Source organism: uncultured Algibacter sp. (genome assembly GCF_947495925.1).
Taxonomy (GTDB): Bacteria; Bacteroidota; Bacteroidia; order Flavobacteriales; family Flavobacteriaceae; genus Algibacter_E.
The window spans coordinates 174,388-192,578 of sequence record NZ_CANMAU010000005.1 but is presented as its reverse complement, the minus strand read 5'-3'; the positions used below and the strand labels follow the sequence as shown (position 1 = coordinate 192,578).

Annotated in this window: 14 protein-coding genes; 8 read left to right on the top strand and 6 right to left on the bottom strand. The window is 33.3% G+C overall.

Annotated elements, in window-relative coordinates; genetic code table 11:
• Nucleotides 1–126 precede the first annotated feature (126 nt).
• From pyrR to Q0857_RS11985, 5 genes are read left to right on the top strand one after another with little or no spacing between them, the layout of a single operon-like run.
• On the top strand, nt 127–666 hold the full coding sequence (gene pyrR / locus Q0857_RS12005) for a bifunctional pyr operon transcriptional regulator/uracil phosphoribosyltransferase PyrR (protein ID WP_298535565.1): 540 nt from the start codon (nt 127–129) through the stop codon (nt 664–666).
• A gap of 9 nt (nt 667–675) precedes the next feature.
• Entirely contained in the window at nt 676–1,602 is a 927-nt protein-coding gene (locus tag Q0857_RS12000) for an aspartate carbamoyltransferase catalytic subunit (RefSeq protein WP_298535563.1), read from the top strand.
• A 6-nt stretch (nt 1,603–1,608) separates the two neighbouring features.
• The gene (locus tag Q0857_RS11995; RefSeq protein WP_298535561.1) at nt 1,609–1,941 is read left to right on the top strand and encodes a ribonuclease Z; all 333 of its coding nucleotides are present in this window, start codon (nt 1,609–1,611) and stop codon (nt 1,939–1,941) included.
• A 2-nt stretch (nt 1,942–1,943) separates the two neighbouring features.
• Nucleotides 1,944–2,414 (top strand): DUF3291 domain-containing protein, encoded by a 471-nt coding sequence (locus Q0857_RS11990; RefSeq protein WP_298535559.1) that lies wholly within the window; start codon nt 1,944–1,946, stop codon nt 2,412–2,414.
• A 2-nt stretch (nt 2,415–2,416) separates the two neighbouring features.
• Nucleotides 2,417–3,322: a ribonuclease Z gene (locus Q0857_RS11985; protein WP_298535557.1), complete on the top strand. Its 906-nt coding sequence runs from the start codon at nt 2,417–2,419 to the stop codon at nt 3,320–3,322.
• 199 nt (nt 3,323–3,521) lie between these two features.
• Here Q0857_RS11985 and Q0857_RS11980 read toward each other — a convergent pair whose 3' ends face one another.
• The gene (locus Q0857_RS11980; protein WP_298535555.1) at nt 3,522–3,935 is read right to left on the bottom strand and encodes a hypothetical protein; all 414 of its coding nucleotides are present in this window, start codon (nt 3,933–3,935) and stop codon (nt 3,522–3,524) included.
• Nucleotides 3,936–4,022: 87 nt separating this feature from the next.
• Between Q0857_RS11980 and pdxH the strand changes: the two genes are divergently transcribed.
• Both pdxH and Q0857_RS11970 read left to right on the top strand, forming a co-directional pair.
• Entirely contained in the window at nt 4,023–4,670 is a 648-nt protein-coding gene (gene pdxH, locus Q0857_RS11975; RefSeq protein WP_298535553.1) for a pyridoxamine 5'-phosphate oxidase, read from the top strand.
• Between the two features lie 165 nt (nt 4,671–4,835).
• A complete protein-coding gene (locus Q0857_RS11970) occupies nt 4,836–5,333 on the top strand; it encodes a CAP domain-containing protein (protein ID WP_298535551.1) in 498 nt (165 codons plus the stop codon).
• 538 nt (nt 5,334–5,871) lie between these two features.
• Here the strand turns inward: Q0857_RS11970 and Q0857_RS11965 are convergent.
• The 5 genes from Q0857_RS11965 to Q0857_RS11945 form a co-directional block, all read right to left on the bottom strand.
• A complete protein-coding gene (locus Q0857_RS11965; protein WP_298535549.1) occupies nt 5,872–7,803 on the bottom strand; it encodes an OmpA family protein in 1,932 nt (643 codons plus the stop codon).
• Between the two features lie 86 nt (nt 7,804–7,889).
• The gene (locus Q0857_RS11960; protein WP_298535547.1) at nt 7,890–9,809 is read right to left on the bottom strand and encodes an OmpA family protein; all 1,920 of its coding nucleotides are present in this window, start codon (nt 9,807–9,809) and stop codon (nt 7,890–7,892) included.
• Between the two features lie 13 nt (nt 9,810–9,822).
• The gene (locus Q0857_RS11955; RefSeq protein WP_298535545.1) at nt 9,823–10,749 is read right to left on the bottom strand and encodes a type IX secretion system membrane protein PorP/SprF; all 927 of its coding nucleotides are present in this window, start codon (nt 10,747–10,749) and stop codon (nt 9,823–9,825) included.
• An 11-nt stretch (nt 10,750–10,760) separates the two neighbouring features.
• Nucleotides 10,761–16,529, bottom strand: a complete 5,769-nt coding sequence (locus tag Q0857_RS11950; protein ID WP_298535543.1) for a gliding motility-associated C-terminal domain-containing protein — start codon at nt 16,527–16,529, stop codon at nt 10,761–10,763.
• 33 nt (nt 16,530–16,562) lie between these two features.
• Complete coding sequence (locus tag Q0857_RS11945) at nt 16,563–17,060, bottom strand: hypothetical protein (protein WP_298535541.1); 498 nt, start codon at nt 17,058–17,060, stop codon at nt 16,563–16,565.
• A 507-nt stretch (nt 17,061–17,567) separates the two neighbouring features.
• Between Q0857_RS11945 and Q0857_RS11940 the strand changes: the two genes are divergently transcribed.
• On the top strand, nt 17,568–18,053 hold the full coding sequence (locus tag Q0857_RS11940) for a histidine phosphatase family protein (RefSeq protein ID WP_298535539.1): 486 nt from the start codon (nt 17,568–17,570) through the stop codon (nt 18,051–18,053).
• Nucleotides 18,054–18,191 lie beyond the last annotated feature (138 nt).

Below are 18,191 nucleotides of genomic sequence, written 5' to 3'. Positions count from 1 at the left end.
GGATTGATGGCTTACATATGTCCCTCCAGACTCGATAAACTTTAGCCCTAATAAAGATTATATTTTAAGGTTTTTACTTCTAAATATTTGCATTACCTTTGTTTTCCAAACACGTTTGGATAGTATATGAGTCAAAAAGTTTTACTTAACGCAAAAGAGGTAAACATCATTCTTCATCGATTGGCTTGTCAACTTATTGAAAAACACAACGATTTTTCTAATACAGTACTTATTGGATTGCAGCCACGAGGTGTTTTTTTAGCTGATAGATTAGCACGCATACTTAGAGAAGATTATAAAGTTAAAAGCATTGAGTTAGGTCATTTAGATATTACTTTTTTTAGAGATGACTTTAGAAGAAGTGAAAAACCTCTTGAGGCTAATGCAACTCAAATCAATTTTATTGTTGAGGATAGGAATATCGTTTTTATTGATGATGTATTATATACAGGTCGTAGCATTAGAGCGGCATTAACAGCGATACAATCTTTTGGAAGACCTAACGAAATAGAATTGTTAACTTTAATAGATAGGAGATTTAGCAGGCATTTACCTATTCAGCCAGATTATAGAGGGCGTCAGGTAGATGTAATAAATAACGAAAAAGTAAAAGTAAACTGGAAAGAACATGATGATGAGGATTCGGTTTACTTAATTGAAAAATAAACTAGAATAATGAGCGAATTAAGTGTCAATCACTTATTAGGAATAAAGTATCTTAATCAAAAAGATATTCAACTTATTTTTGAAACAGCCGATCACTTTAAAGAAGTGATAAACAGACCCATTAAAAAAGTGCCTTCGCTTAGAGATATTACCATAGCCAATCTGTTTTTTGAAAACTCAACTAGAACCAAGTTGTCTTTTGAATTAGCTGAGAAGCGATTATCTGCCGATGTGATTAATTTTTCATCTGCACAATCTTCAGTAAAAAAAGGAGAAACATTAATTGATACAGTAAATAATATCTTATCAATGAAAGTGGATATGGTTGTTATGCGTCACCCCAATCCTGGTGCTGGAGTATTCCTTTCAAAGCATGTAGATGCAAGTATAATTAATGCTGGTGATGGGGCTCATGAACACCCAACACAAGCCTTACTTGACACCTATTCTATTAGAGAAAAGTTAGGAGATGTTGGAGGTAAAAAGGTCGTTATAGTTGGCGATATTTTGCACAGTAGAGTAGCCCTATCCAATATATTTGCGTTACAACTTCAAGGTGCAGAAGTTATGGTATGTGGCCCTAAAACTTTAATTCCTAAGTATATTAATGACCTTGGAGTGAGAGTTGAAGCAAATTTACGTAACGCATTGAAATGGTGTGATGTAGCAAATATGCTTCGTGTGCAAAACGAACGTATGGATATTAGCTATTTTCCTTCCACTAGAGAGTATACACAACAATTTGGTGTGAATAAGGATTTGTTAAATTCATTAGATAAGGAAATCACTATTATGCACCCCGGACCAATAAATAGAGGGGTTGAAATTACTAGTGATGTAGCAGATTCAAAACAAGCAATAATATTAGATCAAGTTCAGAATGGCGTAGCTATTAGAATGGCTGTAATTTACTTGCTAGCATCAAAAATAAAATAGTAGATTATGATTTTAGACCAGAATGGAAACACGTCCATAATCACACAGGAAAAAGTTACGGTTATAGAGTTGGTAAAAAAGGTTCAAGCTTTATATCCGAAATTTCAAAACCATAATATCATTATAGCGCTTAATACATTGGGCACTTTTGTAAAAGATGATATTGTTGAATTTTTAGAACTATCGAATACTCATAAGGCTTCAAAGCACTCTTTTGTTATAGTTTCTGACAAAATTGATTTAGATGTTGTTCCAGATAGCATTGTTGTTGTTCCCACACTCCAGGAAGCTCATGATATCATTGAAATGGAAGATATGGAACGTGATTTAGGGTTTTAATTATGATCAATTATAATCTTGCTCAAGTCAATGTAGCTAAACGTTTGGCTCCCATGGATGACCCCATAATGCAAGATTTTGTAAATAATATTGAACGTATCAATGCGATTGCAGATATAAGTAACGGATTTAAATGGCGTTTACAAGATGAGGATAAGGATGAGGCTGCGACTGTTTTTGATGATGACTCATTAGTCATAAATATGTCTGTTTGGGAAGATTTAGAATCTCTTTTTAGTTACACTTATAAATCTGGGCATATTGAAGTTTTTAAACGAAAGAAAGAATGGTTTAGTAAGATGAAGATGATGCATATGGCTTTTTGGTATGTTCCAGAAGGGTACGAACCTACTTTTCAAGATGCTAAAGAACGTTTGGATTATTTAAATGTTCATGGCGATACGCCTTTTGCATTTTCTTTTAAAAGTAAGTTTACGCCAGAAGATGCTTTAGAATATAAACAGCTAAGTTAATTATGAGGTTATCTATTTTAGGCTGTTACAGCGCAACTCCAAGAGCTCTAAACAACACAACTTCACAGGTTTTAGAAATAAACAGTCATATGTTTTTGATTGATTGTGGAGAAGGAGCACAGGTGCAGTTACGAAAGCATAAAGTCAAGTTTAACAGAATTAAACATATTTTTATATCGCATCTACATGGAGACCACTTTTTTGGTTTGGTTGGTTTAATTTCTACATTTAGACTTCTTACAAGAGAGGCAGATTTACATATTTATGGTCCAAAAGGTATTAAAGAGGTGGTGACGCTACAAATGAAGCTTGCGGACTCTTGGACTAACTTTAACTTATACTTCCATGAGTTAACTTCAACCGAATCGGAATTAATTTTTGAAGATGATAAAGTTGAGGTATATACTATTCCTTTAAATCATAGAGTGTATACAAACGGATTTCTATTTAAGGCAAAAGAAGGAGCTAGAAAATTGGATGTTCAAGCAGCACAAGAAGCTCATATAGATGTGGCCTATTATAGGAAGTTAACTCAAGGATTTGATGTTGAGAATAAAAAGGGGATAGTGATAAGTAATAATGCAGTAACAAAGCCTGGACCAAGACCTAAAAGTTATGCCTTTTGTAGTGATACGATGTATAAAGAGGATATTGTTCCTATCATAAAAAATGTGGACGTGTTATATCATGAATCTACTTTTTTAGAACAGCACGCCCATTTAACATCTAAAACTAAGCATTCTACAGCTATGGAAGCTGCTAGAATTGCTCAAAAAGCAGGAGTGGGTACATTAGTACTAGGGCATTATTCGACACGATACGATGGTTTAAATGCGTTTAAAGAAGAAGCACAGAGTGTTTTTGAAAGAGTAGAACTTGCAGAAGATGGCAAGGTATTTGACTTTTAGCAGAGGAGTTTAATAATTTAATTAGTTACTTTCCAAATAATTCTTGAAGTCGATTAACCAATTATCAACTTGCTTTTTAAATATATCGAGGCAAACTTTGGCAATTACGTTTACTACCAACCTTTAAATTTAATATAATCTATCTAGGGCTGTTACTTTAGTTGGTTTATTTTTAAAATATTAGCATAAAAAATAGAAGTTAATTTAATTCTTTCAGATTTGAAATCCAATTTACAGCTTCAGTTAAGGAATAACAACGCTTAATGCTTTTTGATGAAAACTGTTTTTCAATTGCAGCATTCATCGATGTAAAATTATTATAAGCGACTATTGCACTTGCCACAAGAATTCCATATTTCTTATATACTTTTTCCCAAGAATGGGGATTCATTGAATAGGAGTTTACCCTATTAGAAAGATAGCCCAATTTAGCATCTGCTCCATAAAACTTAATGACATCGCTCATAACATCTTTAACCATTTCCCAATCAAAATGAACACTCTCATTCAATTCTGCAATAAAAAAACGCTCACAGAAATAAAAAGTCCCAAATGGCTTTTCAATTTTAGAATGTTTAATGCTTTTGAAATATTCAGAATTTTCAAATTTCATATTGGTTATGCTATCGTGATACCAATTTAAGAAGTTTATGGCAAATTCATAACTTATAAAAATTAAATTTCCGTTATTTTGTATTCTATGAAAAAGGATTTAGGTAATTATAGAAAATCATACGAAAAAGGGACCTTGTTATTAAATGAAGTTCCCGAAAACCCTATGGAGTTGTTCCAAAAATGGTTTTATGAAGTGGATAAACATTTTATTGAAGATGAAACCAATGCGATGACGGTTTCTACCATGGGTCTAGATGGGTATCCAAAGAGTAGGGTAGTGTTGCTAAAGAAATACACCTACGAGGGCTTTATTTTTTATACGAACTATAATAGTGAAAAAGGTAAAGCAATTGCACTTAACCCAAATGTATGTCTATCCTTTTTCTGGCATGGTGCTGAAAGACAAATTATAATTAAGGGTAAAGCTGAAAAGATTGCAGAAAACCTAAGTGATGGCTATTTTGAATCTAGACCAAAAGGAAGTCAATTAGGAGCTATTGCTTCAAATCAAAGTGAAACGGTTAAGAATAGGGAGTTTCTTGAAGCAAAGCTCTTAGAATTGGAAAGAGCTTACATGGGTAAGGATATTGAAAGACCCAAGCACTGGGGAGGCTATATTGTTAAGCCAGTTGAAATTGAGTTTTGGCAAGGACGCCCCAATAGATTACATGATCGCATACGTTATCAACTTCAACAAGACTACAATTGGCAAATAGATCGACTATCTCCTTAAAAATAGGTTGAAATACATATTTTTGCATATCAATCATGCATTTCATCGTTTAAAAACTAATTATATCGACGAAACGCAAGCTGTTAATCGATTTTAACATTTTGTTAACAGCGGCTTCAAATCGCGTAAGTAACTTTATGGTCCCAAACCTAAATTGCTTAACCTATGAAGCTTTTCTCTAAAGTGCCATTTATGGTATTGTTAGTGGTTTTATCGTTGTTTTCATGCTCAAAAGATAGCTTTGACGATGGCGTAGATGCCCTAGAAATGAACTTAGTTGAAACCGAAGCTAAGACTATCGAACTTGAAATTCTTGAATTAATTAATGAGCACAGACAGTCTCTAGGTCTTAGTACCTTAGATGATATGAGTGTGGTTAAATCTGTGGCTTACAGTCATACCGACTATATGGTGGATAATGACATCGTATCTCATGACAACTTTTATACAAGGAGTAACTATCTAAAATCAAATTTAGGCGCTAAAAAAGTGTCTGAAAATGTGGCTTATGGCTATAGCACTGCTGAAGGTGTTGTAAATGCGTGGATAAAAAGTACAAATCATAAAATTAACCTTGAAGGCGATTATACAAATTTTGATATTTCTGCTGAAAAAAATAAGGATGGTAGATGGTATTTTACCAACATCTTTATAAAGAAATAAAAATATTAATTTAACCTTTGGTAAAAAAACCTCTGGTAGTTCGAGAGAATTTTTTGTGTAATTCGTTTTAGTTCTATGTTTTTAGGTATCTGTAATAACAAACTCTGTTTTCTATGTATTCGATTTACATTTAGATAAAAGTTGTAGAATTATTCCCTTGATTAATTTCTGTTATTAGCCATAAATTCAAAAAAAAGCCTTTAGGTTCACCTGTCTTATTTTTATTAGCTTTTTGGAGCCTAACCATATAATATAAAGATATCTTAGTCAATTCTATAACCTTCCATCAACCTCTTAAGTATTGATATTTGTGAATTCATTTTGAAGATGTTCAGGATTGTCATCACCTTTAAGAGTATTTATCTAGTGATTATACTACCAACATAAAGCTTAATAATGACTACCTGTATCCAAGATTCAAAAGATTAAAAGTCTTATGCTTTAACTAAATTGTTTTAATGATAGTGATACATTAAAATTAAAAACCACTAAAAACTAAGTTTCTAGTGGTTCTTAAGGTTGGTTAATTATAATTAGGTTATTTATAATTGGTAGGTACAGGAATAAAGTTAGTACGTCTATTTAATTGATGTTCTTCTTCAGTACACTTAATAGCTTCACTACAATCATTAACTAGATTCTGTTCTCCATAACCCATATATTCAATAATTCTTGAAGCACTAATTCCTTTTGATGTTAAATAATTGTATGATGAATTAGCTCTTTTTTGAGATAAGAGTTCATTGTATTTGGCAGCCCCCCTAGAATCTGAATACGCTTCAATTTTAATCGTCAAGCCCGGATAAGTGTTCAGCATTAAATCGATAATTTCATCCAGATTAGTTGTGTCTTCAGAACGTATAGTTGCACTATCAAAATTAAAATAAATAGTGCCTAAATTAGTAACTGGTTGCACTATTGTTGGAGGTATTACATTCATTGAAAAGTCAGAGGTAATGCTAGAAACATGTCTGTCAATACCTTTTGAACTGATCGTTTTGGTATCATCAACAAAGTTGTCTTTTTTAACAATAATGTTATAATCCGTATTTCTGTCGATATTTAATTGGTAATATCCATTTTCATCAGTTTTAACAAAGGCAATTTCTTGACCACTATCGTCTAAAATAGCTACTGTTGCATCTGGTATTGCTGTACTTGTAGCGTTATCGTAAACTGTACCTTCAATTTTTAACTGAGGAATTCTATCAAATGCATAAATATCATCACTACCAATCCCGCCTTCTCTATTTGACGCAAAATAACCAGATAGACCGTCATCATTCATAAAAAACGAAAAGTCATCTTTATTTGAATTTACCGGAACTCCTAAATTTAAAACATTAATTATATTTTTATCCTTATCTGCTACGGTTACAAATACGTCTAATAATCCCAATCCTTGGTGACCGTCTGAAGAAAAGAAAAGAATTCCTTCGCTATTTATAAAAGGAAATCTTTCATTTTTATCTGTATTAACAACACTCCCCGCATTTTTTGGCTTTCCGTAAGAACCATTTGCGTTAATATCAACATAGAAAATATCAGAACCACCTATGCTACCGGGCATATCAGAAGCAAAATAAAGCTTTGTTTCGTCTTCATTTAAAGCGGGATGGCCTGTAGAAAAATCATCACTATTAAATGGTAATTCTTTAATGTCGGTCCATTTATTATCAACTAATGATGCTTTATAAATTTTTATCGTTGAAATACCTTCATTGTTTCTACCTAAACTATTTTTAATAAAAGACGTTCTAGAAAAGTACATGGTATTACCATCTTTCGAAATGGTTATAGGACCTTCGTGGAATATAGAATTTATATCGCCATTAAGTTTTGAGCCATTATTTACAATGCTATCATTAGTACTTTTATCTGTGACATATACATCTAGAAAAGGTTCTTCATTCCATCCATATTTGTGTTTGGATAAAACTCCTTCATCTCTAGAAGAAGCAAAATAAACGTTGCCATTGTGTTCATAAGCACCAAAATCACTATATTTTGAATTGAATTTTACTTCGGTCAAAAAATATTGCGGCTCGCTGTTAAAAATGGAGTTTATAAAGTCAGAATCTTTTTGATAAGTTGATGTATTAAGTTTTCCTCCAGCTTCTTCATAGCGTTTCATCCAAATTCGGGATTCCTCATAATCTTTTACACCTCTTAGTGCCTGAGCATAATTGTAATAGTATTGGATAGGAACATTATTTTGTTCAATAGCTTTTTTATAGTAAACTACTGCGCTGTCAGGGTTCCTCATATAGGCATAACTGTCTGCAAGTTGCCTCACTGCAAAATCTGCATTATAATTTTTGTCTATGAGCTCATGATAAACATTTGTGGCATCAACAAACGCGAATTTGTTGAATAGGTTATCTGCTTTTTTTTGTCTACCACTTTGGGCATAGGACAAAAATCCTAGAATTAAAGTGAAGCTCGCTATTATATAGTTTTTTAATTTCATGGGGTCTTGAGTTAATTAAAAAATCTTTTCTATTCCTTTTAAGAATATATAATAATGCTCAGTATTTAATTAAAAATAGAAGGGCATCATTCCATTTTCACGACTATAAATTGTGTACGTCTGTTTAATTGATGGGCTTCTTCTTCACAATTAGCGCCATCTTCACATCCATTGGTTAATCTACGCTCACCAAAACCTTGATGCTCTGTTATTCTAGCTGGGTCAATACCTTTAGTTATTAAATAATCGTAAGTTGCATTAGCTCTATCAATTGAAAGTTTATCGTTGTATGATAGCTTACCTCTCGAATCTGTATGTGACTCAATTCGAATAACCATTTCTGGATAATCATTTTGCATCAACCTTACAATCTTATCTAATTCTATAGCTGCATCTTCTCTAATATTATACTTGTTGAAGTCAAAATAAATAGTGTTTAATTCTGCTAATTTGACAACATTAGGTACTGGATTCAGTAGTAAATTTGCATTAATGGTAATCAACTCTGTTTGAATGTTTTTAGAAGTAAATTTTCTATAATCATCAATATACTTATCTTGGCCTGCAACAATTTTATAATCTTTATTTCTGTCAATATTTATTTGATAATAACCATTTTCATCGGTCTCCATATAAGCTATTTGATTACCTTCATCATCGAACAAGGTAATTTTAGCCCCTACAATAGGTTGTGTGTTAATAGCATCTGTTACAACGCCCTCAACATGAAGTACAGGTTCTCTATGAAATGCATAAATATCATCACTACCGCGACCACCTTTTCTATTTGAAGCAAAATAACCAGTTATACCATTTGTATTCATAGTAAATGCAAAATCATCGCTATTTGAATTAACTGGTACACCAAGATTTATAACATCAGCAATAGTGTTTTCATCTTCCCCTTTAATAGTGGCAAAAATGTCTAAAAGACCTAGTCCAGTATGACCATCTGAAGAGAAGAAAAGAACACCTTCATTGTTTATAAAAGGGAATCCTTCAGCACTCTCAGTATTTACAACATCTCCAATATTTTTCATATCGGTAAGAGATCCATCAGCCTCAATGTTTACTACCCAAATATCGGAACCTCCATATCCTCCTGGTCTGTCAGAAGTGAAGTATAATTTAGTATCGTCAATATTTAAAGCTGCATGTTGGGTTGAAAAGTCATCACTATTTATAGGTAAATCTTCAATATTTGTCCATTCTCCTTCAATTAACGTCGCTCTATAAATTTTCATATTGGTTAAACCTTTATTGTCTTTTGCTTCGAAACCTTCCGTAAAGTTGTTTCTAGAAAAATACATAGTTTGTCCATTTTTTGTTATTGTAGCTGGCCCATCGTGGTAAATAGAATTTACATCGCCAGGTACTTTTGCTGTATGGTCAACATTTTTTTTAGTCCCTGCTTCCGCCATATAAATGTCTAAAAAAGGTTGTTCATTCCATCCATATACACGCTTAATTCCAACACCTTCGTCTCTAGCTGAAGCAAAGTAAACATTGCCATCATGTTCAAAAGCTCCAAAATCACTAAACTTCGAGTTAAATCGAATTTTATCTAAAAAATACTGTTGTTTAGCCCCAAAAACACTGCTAATAAAATTAACATCCTTGGAAAAGTCATTAGCGTTTACTACACCACCTGAATCTTTATAGCGTTGCAGCCATATCTGAGATTCATCGTATTCTTTTATACCTCTTAGAGACTGTGCGTATTTATAGTAATATTCAACAGGTACATTTTCCTGCTTAACTACACTTTTATAATATCTAGATGCATTTTTAGGGTCTCTTAAAAAGGCATAACAATCTGCTAATTTTCTTGTAGCATAATCTCTATTGTAATTTTTTTGAATTAAATCTTTATAGACATCTGCAGCTTTAACAAATGAGAATTTATTAAATAGCGTATCGGCTCGTTTTTGTCTTCCTTGTTGAGCGTATGTTAAAACACTTAACATTAACGTGATACAAAGTAATATGTGACTTTTATATTTCATAGAAAACAAGTATTTAGAAATATCTAGGTGATTTAAGTTTAGAACTAATGAATTTAAACTCGTACATTAATAAAATTTCGTGAGTACCAGTAGTATAACTCGCAATATCTGAAATTGGCTTTTCATAAGCATAACCTATGCGTAATTGCTTTGATACTTGAAAATCTGCAATACCACCTATAGCGGCAGTCTGCTCGTTTATTCTATATGAAGCACCAAGCCAAAATTTTTCATTATATAAGAAATTTGCAGTTAAATCATAAGATAAAGGCGCTCCGTTAGTGGCTTTAATTAAAAAGGCAGGTTTAAATTTAAAACTTTTGCTCAAGTCAACAACTACACCACCAGTAAAATAATAGCTAATGCGTTCCAGAGCTTCAAAACCTTCTTCTTGATTCATGTTAGTATTCAAAATTCTAGGAGCCGATAGACCTAGATACATTCTATTCGTACTCCAATAAACACCTGCACCAATATTTGGAGACCACCTATCCTGAGTACCGTAGATTAACGGGTCATTAATATTTGAATTGTCTAGTCTGAAATCAGTATCAAAACTAAACTGAGTAAATCCACCTTTTACTCCAAAAGCAAGTTTTCCATCGTCTCCAGTAGGAATTGAATATGAAAAATCTGCGTAGAGGTATGAAAAATTCTGTGGTCCTAGGTCGTCTTCTATAAAAGACAATCCTAATCCTATTCTGTCATTTCTTAATGGCGAATGTACAGACAATGTTTGCGTAATTGGTCCTCCTTTGAAACCAACCCATTGGCTTCTGTGCAATCCAACAACGCTTAAAGCTTCTCTACTTCCCGCATATGCAGGGTTTATTGAGATTGTGTTGTACATGTACTGAGTAAATTGGGGCAATTGCTGTGCAATTCCTATCGTACTACTAAACAACGCAATAGCGATTATATGATGTTTTATAAGTTTCATAGGTTAACTTTTTATTTGGTTCCTAAGTATACTGGGCCAGTCAAAGGACTCAATCCACTATTTTTTAAACTGATTATGAAATAATATGTCCCGTTAGGTAATTTCCCTGCACCTCCTATAGATGAACTTGGAGAAGAACCATCCCAATCTCCTTTAGCACCAGAGGTTTCTACGCTACCAAGAGTATAATTACTGGATTCATATACTAGTGCCCCCCAGCGATTAAAGACTTTAACTTCCGCCACAAAACCACATAAATCAATTCCAGTAATATCGAAAGTATCGTTGTATCCATCTCCATTAGGCGTAATTGCTTTTGAAATAACAATGTCATTTTCACCACAAGGTAGTACAACACAATCAGCATGAATATTCATTACTACTTCAGTTATGCTTATACAACCCATATCTGTTGTGCTATATCTAAATTTATAGTCAATTCCTCCTGTTCCAGGTAAAAAGTCTTCACTTAGTTTAAGTACAGTTGGATCAAAAATACTTCCATTCAAGGTCGCATCTGGATTTCCTTCAATCATTTCCCATTGCCCATCTGTATTTAGAGTGCTTGGTAAATAATTATTTAAATCGACAACACCCTCTTCAAAACATCTATCTTCTGTATCAACCTCCGAGAATATTTCGTCAAGAGTAACATTTAAAGTTTGTGTGTACACTTCCTTATTGTTACAGGCATCATTTACTGTCCATGTTCTAATAATTTGATAATCTTGTAAAGCAACATCATCAAACGTATTAACTTCATTAAATTCAACAATAACATTTGCAGAACAATTATCTGTAAAATCTAACAATGGAGCATCTGGAACATCAGTACAACTAACATCCAAGGTTGGCTCATATGTAGTTGTAGGTATAGGTGCCTTTGTATCTTGAACGATAATGTTTTGAGTATGCGATGTGGTTAATCCACATTCATCAGTTGCTATCCATGTTCTTGCAATAACATAATTTGAAGGACAATTTCCGTCTGTTCTTAAATCAATAACTGAAACAATTGTCTCTCCGCAATTATCGATAGCCGAAATATCTTCAGGATTTGGAATAGCATCACATTCAACTATAATATCTCCGGGTAATGTCTCCTCTATAAACTCAGGAGCTTTAGTGTCTTGTATAGTTATAATTTGTGTGTAAGAGGTAGTATTATCACAGTCGTCAATAGCTACCCAAGTACGAGATATAATGTAATTATTCTTACAATCCCCATCAGTTCGAATATCGCTAACTGTTACAAAAGCTAAACTACAACTATCTGTTGCTGTTAAATCCTCAGGCTCTGGAACTGCATCACATTCAACAGTTATATTTGCTTCTGGTAGAGGTTGATCAAAAGTTGGTGGGGTTGTATCTTGAACTGTTATGGTTTGAATATGTGTATTTGTTAAACCACAATCATCTGTAGCAGTATATGTTCTTTCAATAACATAATTATTATCACAATCCCCATCAATTCTTAAATCCTCGACAGTTACAATGGCATCACCACAATTGTCGGAGGCTGTTAATGTTTCAGCATCAGGAACTTGCCCACATTCTACAATGAGGCTAACTGGTAAATCAGTTTGACCAAATATAGGGGCAGTGGTGTCAGATGTTGAAATCATTTGGATTGCACTTGCAGTATTACCACAAACATCTGTTGCTGTCCATGTACGTTCAATAGTAAACGTTCCTGAACATGCACCGTCTGTCCTCACATCTTCAAAGGTAATAGTAGGAGCATCATCACAATTGTCACTAGCCGTAGCTGTACCAAAATCAATTGGCGATAAATCATCACTACATTCAGCTGTGGCATTTGCCGGTAATGTAAGAACAGGTGCAGTATTATCTTTTATTGAATAAGTGTATGTCCAATCATCGGAATTACCGACACAATCTGTATATGTGTAAGTATATGTTCTTGTTCCTTCGCAAACCATAGGGTCAGGACTTTGAGTAATCACTGCTTCTGACGGTACTAATGTATTACCGCAACTATCAGTTACTGTAGGTAAGGTAAAGGTTTCTGTGGCATCTGCTATACATTCGACCGTACTTGAACCATCAACATCGGTTATTGTAAAAGCAGGTGTGTCAATTGTATAGACATAAGCCCAATCATCAGAGTTACCAGCACAATCTGTATACGTAAAAGTATATGTTCTTGTTCCTTCGCAAGTTAATGGGTTAGGACTTTCTGTAATCGTAGGAGCAGATGGCAGCAAATTACTACCATTTGAGTCCGTTACAACTGGAGGAGTTGGAGAAATAGCATCTGCTATACAACTAACGGTACCAGCTTCATCATCAGGTGCAGTAAAGGGTGTTAATTCTAAAGTATAAGTATATGTCCAATCTGCTGTATAACCCGAGCAATCAGTATAAGTGAACGTGTAAACTATAGCACCCTGACAAGCAGGTATAGTTGATGTTATAGGTCCTGTAGGAACTATAGTATTACCACAATTATCATTCACAATAGGTGGCGTTGGTACAACTACATCGTTTAAATTATCAACAATTTCAACATCATTAGCTGGTAATGTAAACTCTAATAAATCAATAGTATATATATAAACCCAATCATCAGAGTTACCATTACAATCTGTATACGTGTACGTATATGTTCTGGTTCCTTCACATGTTAACGGATCTGGGTTTTCTGTAATTACTGCAGAACTTGGTGTAAGTGTGTTACCACAAGCATCAGTTACTGTAGGTAAGGTAAAGGTTTCTGTAGCATCTGCTATACATTCTACCGTACTTGAACCATCAACATCTGCGATGGTAAAAGTAGGTGTTTCAATAGTATATGTATAAGCCCAATCATCAGAGTTACCGGCACAATCTGTATACGTATAAGTATATGTTCTTATTCCTTCACATGTTAATGGGGTAGGGCTTTCTGTAATTACCGCAGTGCTCGGGGTAATCGTATTACTGCAGCTATCAGTTACTGTAGGTAAGGTAAAGGTTTCTGTGGCATCTGCTATACATTCGACCGTACTTGAGCCATCAACATCGGTTATTGTAAAAGCAGGTGTGTCAATTGTATAGACATAAGCCCAATCATCAGAGTTACCAGCACAATCTGTATACGTAAAAGTATATGTTCTTGTTCCTTCACATGTTAATGGGTTAGGACTTTCTGTAATCGTAGGAGCAGATGGCAGCAAATTACTACCATTTGAGTCCGTTACAACTGGAGGAGTTGGAGAAATAGCATCTGCTATACAACTAACGGTACCAGCTTCATCATCAGGTGCAGTAAAGGGTGTTAATTCTAAAGTATAAGTATATGTCCAATCTGCTGTATAACCCGAGCAATCAGTATATGTGAACGTGTAAACTATAACGCCCTGACAAGCAGGTATAGTTGATGCTATAGGTCCAGTAGGAACTATAGTATTACCACAATTATCATTCACAATAGGTGGCGTTGGTACAACTACATCGTTTAAATTATCAACAATTTCAACATCATTAGCTGGTAATGTAAACTCTAATAAATCAATAGTATATATATAAACCCAATCATCAGAGTTACCAGCACAATCAGTATATGTGTACGTATATGTCCTTGTTCCTTCACATGTTAATGGATCTGGATTTTCTGTAATTACTGCAGAACTTGGTGTAAGTGTGTTACCACAAGCATCAATTACTGTAGGTAAGGTAAAGGTTTCTGTAGCATCTGCTATACATTCTACCGTAATTGAACCATCAGCCTCAGTAATACTGAGCGGTGAAGTTATATTAATAGTTATGATTTGATCCACAAAAATGGTATTACCACAGTCATCTGTTACACTATATCGTCTAGTAATGACTTCAGGACAAGTATTATTATCTGAAGTATCTGAAACAAACTCTATAATCGCTGGGTTACCAGAATTTGTCAAAACGTTGGTTACAACAGATGTGTCTGGAGCAGAAATATCAGTTGGACATTCTACATTTATTGGATCTGGAGTATCTGCAGTTGGCGGCTCGCTAACAAAAGAAACATAGTCTATATCAATAATAATTGGAGTTGGTATCGGTTCTCCTATACATAATCCATTTTGCTCAAATCCTTTAATTAAAGGCGTATTGAAAGAAATACCCGAAATTTCACCAGTTCCACTAATAAAGCCATTTGTACTTATGGTAGGGACAAAATCAGGATCATTTAAAATTGAACAATCTAGTGTGGCCGTTAATCTAAAACTTATGTCAGCCAACACAGTGTCTGGATTAGTCGGTAATGGCAATCTACCTAAGTTCCATACTATAGCTCCATTAGGGCCTAAATTTGTATCTGGATCATAAATAGGTGCCGAGTAATTCACAAGAGGTGTGTAAAATGTATTTTCATTAAATGATAAATTACTAACATCAACATTGGCAGGTATAGGAATAGTAAGAACATTACCGATAATTGCTTCAGTACCTCTATTTGTTAGTTGAATATCAAAGTCTGCATTACCACCTGGCTCTAAAGTCAAATTTGGAGGGTTTGCATTCCCATTAATAGTTGTGTTTGTTAATACGCCTACTGGTTCAGGCACATAAGCATCTACAGAAAACGTTACATTAAAAATAGCATAACCATCTGAACTTGACCCATATCTAAAGGATGTAGAGCTTTGCCCATTAGTAATTACGCTATTTCCTGCATTTGGAATATCAAACATTAAAATATCTACTCCTGTATTGTTAAACAGGGATGGGTTTCTAATATTTCCTCCAGTTAAAATAGAAGATGTGAAAAAATTACTATCAGAATTTGTTGCAGGATGTGTTAATCTTTGATAAGTATCTGTATTTAGAACCTCAATCTCAAGATAATCAGAAGTAAAACCTCTTTCTCCTTCACTGGCCATAACACCAAGCTTTATATTCACATCTCCTCCCAACGCCGCATTAAAACCATTGACGTCAAAAGAATAGATTTCACTTGGACCATTACCTCCTACAAAAGCATGACCATCAAAAACAGTTATATCCCTCCAGTTCATTTTAGAGTTCTCGTATACAACTACAATACCCCAACCTCCAGTGAGGCCATTTTGATCAGAACTCCCTTCTCTTAATGCCATATCAGCAACAAAATATTCTCCAATACCACCTCTATCAGTATCGTTTACATAAGCGGTGATATCAGCAAATGCAGTATAAATATTTTGATCTATATCCGAAGGGAAGTATATTTCGTCATTACCACTAACGACGCTAGCTTGAATTTCTTCGTAACCATTTGCTCCAGGTCCGTTGAGTAAAACTTTGGTTTTATCAAAATCTTTAGTTTCAGAACCTTTAGTAATTCTGAATGTATTAGGGTTATTATCACCATCAGCATTATCATCAGCACCAACATTAGCTCTACCAAACCAATATAAACCGGCATATAAAATATTAGAACATTCTGGAAGGGCACCATTTTCTGTAGAAAAATTTAATGTGGCGGAAGATGAATTCCATGTATTATTAACACCTGGGTTGTCTTGTACACCATCATTATCGGTATCGCTATCAATATCAACATACCGCATATCATTATTATTCGTGCTATTATTGTTATAATTCACTAAAGTAAGATTTGTATTGCCAATCATTTGGAAATCTCCTTTTACAGTGTAAATGGAGCTTGATGGAGGCAGGTTCGATACTCTAGGGCTAAAAGGCTCTCGTACTTGACCTTGTATACTTATTATTCCAATAAAAAGAAAGAACAAGAAAGGTAAAGTGTGCTTTTTTGTTAAAAACATAGAATGAGTTGCGTATAATTTTTTCATTTGACTACTTTTTTAAAATGGATCAAATAACTATTAATGTGGATTTTGAGCAAAATAAAATATCCTAACATTAGGATTTGCCGAAATAAAGCTTTCAATCTGCTGAGAGCTTGTTTTAAAAAGACATTTGATAAAAATGAACTTTAAATTTGTCATCTCTGATAATTCTGTTAAATCTATTTTGCTGCTAAGTTCGTTAACGTTCTTAATCTTAATAGTAATCAATTCAGCAGACTTATATTCCATTTGATTTAAGACTAAGATATCGGTTGAATTAATATCTTCTAAAGAAATCTTTACAACATCTCCTTCACCATACTTATTCTCAACCTTGTTGCCTTTTAGGTAAACAGTAGTTTTTAAATTAAATGCTAAATCATAGAAATCTTCTCTATCATTTTGGTCAAAACCAGAATTATCTGAAATTTCAAAAATATCTCTATCCTGTCCCATCATATAACTTGATGGCAATAAGTAAATAGAAAAAAATACTAAAAGAAAAGAAAGTTTAAAGGCAGATTTGTTTTTCATGGCTCAGTAAGATTAAAATATTGGCTTGTTCTGTTAAAGTATATTCTAGGACAATATAGGGCAACTAAATGCCATAACTATTGCTAATACAGTTTGTTAATAAAAAATCAATACAAGTTTTTGAGGGGAAAACAAGAAAAGAGGTACTTCTAAATTTAAGTGTTAAATAACACTCTGATTCAATTGGGGTCATAAATTTCATTTTTAAGTAGGTCTAGCAAAAGAACATATATGATAATAGGTGTTCAAAAAAAAATGGCAAATCACATAAATATTCGATTAAAGGTTAAAACATGTCCTATTATCGATATAATTAAAAGTTTTATCGCTTGTTAATTTCATAAAAAATAACTTACTATAAATCAGATTATTGCTATTTTTAAAGAACACAATCATTATGTCTTTTAAGACTCTAAAGAACAAATAAATCACATTTTATCGATAAATAAAACATTTTATCGATAAAATTATCTTTTTAACGACAAAAAATGCATTTTATCGATATATATGAAAAGACTTATTCTAATACGGCATGCTAAATCTTCTTGGGAATATGATGTTATTGATCATGAAAGACCTCTTATTACGCGTGGCTTAAAAGATGCTAATCTAGTGTCTAACCATTTAATAAGTAGCATTATAAGTATTGATAGTGTAATTTGTAGTGATGCTAAAAGAACTATTCAAACAGCAGATATTTTTATTGCAGGCCTTAATATTGATCCCGAAATTGTCCGTTATAATCATAATTTATATGATTTTGTTGGTAAAGAATTAATCAACGTTATAAAAAATTGCGATAATTCTGTGCATAATCTTATGATCTTTGGTCACAACCATGCTATTACTTCATTTGTTAATGCCTATGGAAGTGAGCACATTGATAATGTACCTACTTGTGGTGTTACAATAATTGAGTTTGATATTTTCAATTGGATACATTTAGAACAAGGCAAAACCATTAAAATATTATTCCCCAGAGATTTAAAGTAATATCTATTGTTTTCTATGAAATCAGATAGTTTTAATTTTCCCAATAAAACTCAAAATTTTTAGGAATTCCTTAGTCCTTAAAGATATAATATTTATGATAAATAGAATATATTTGTTTAGCAATTAATATTAAATACT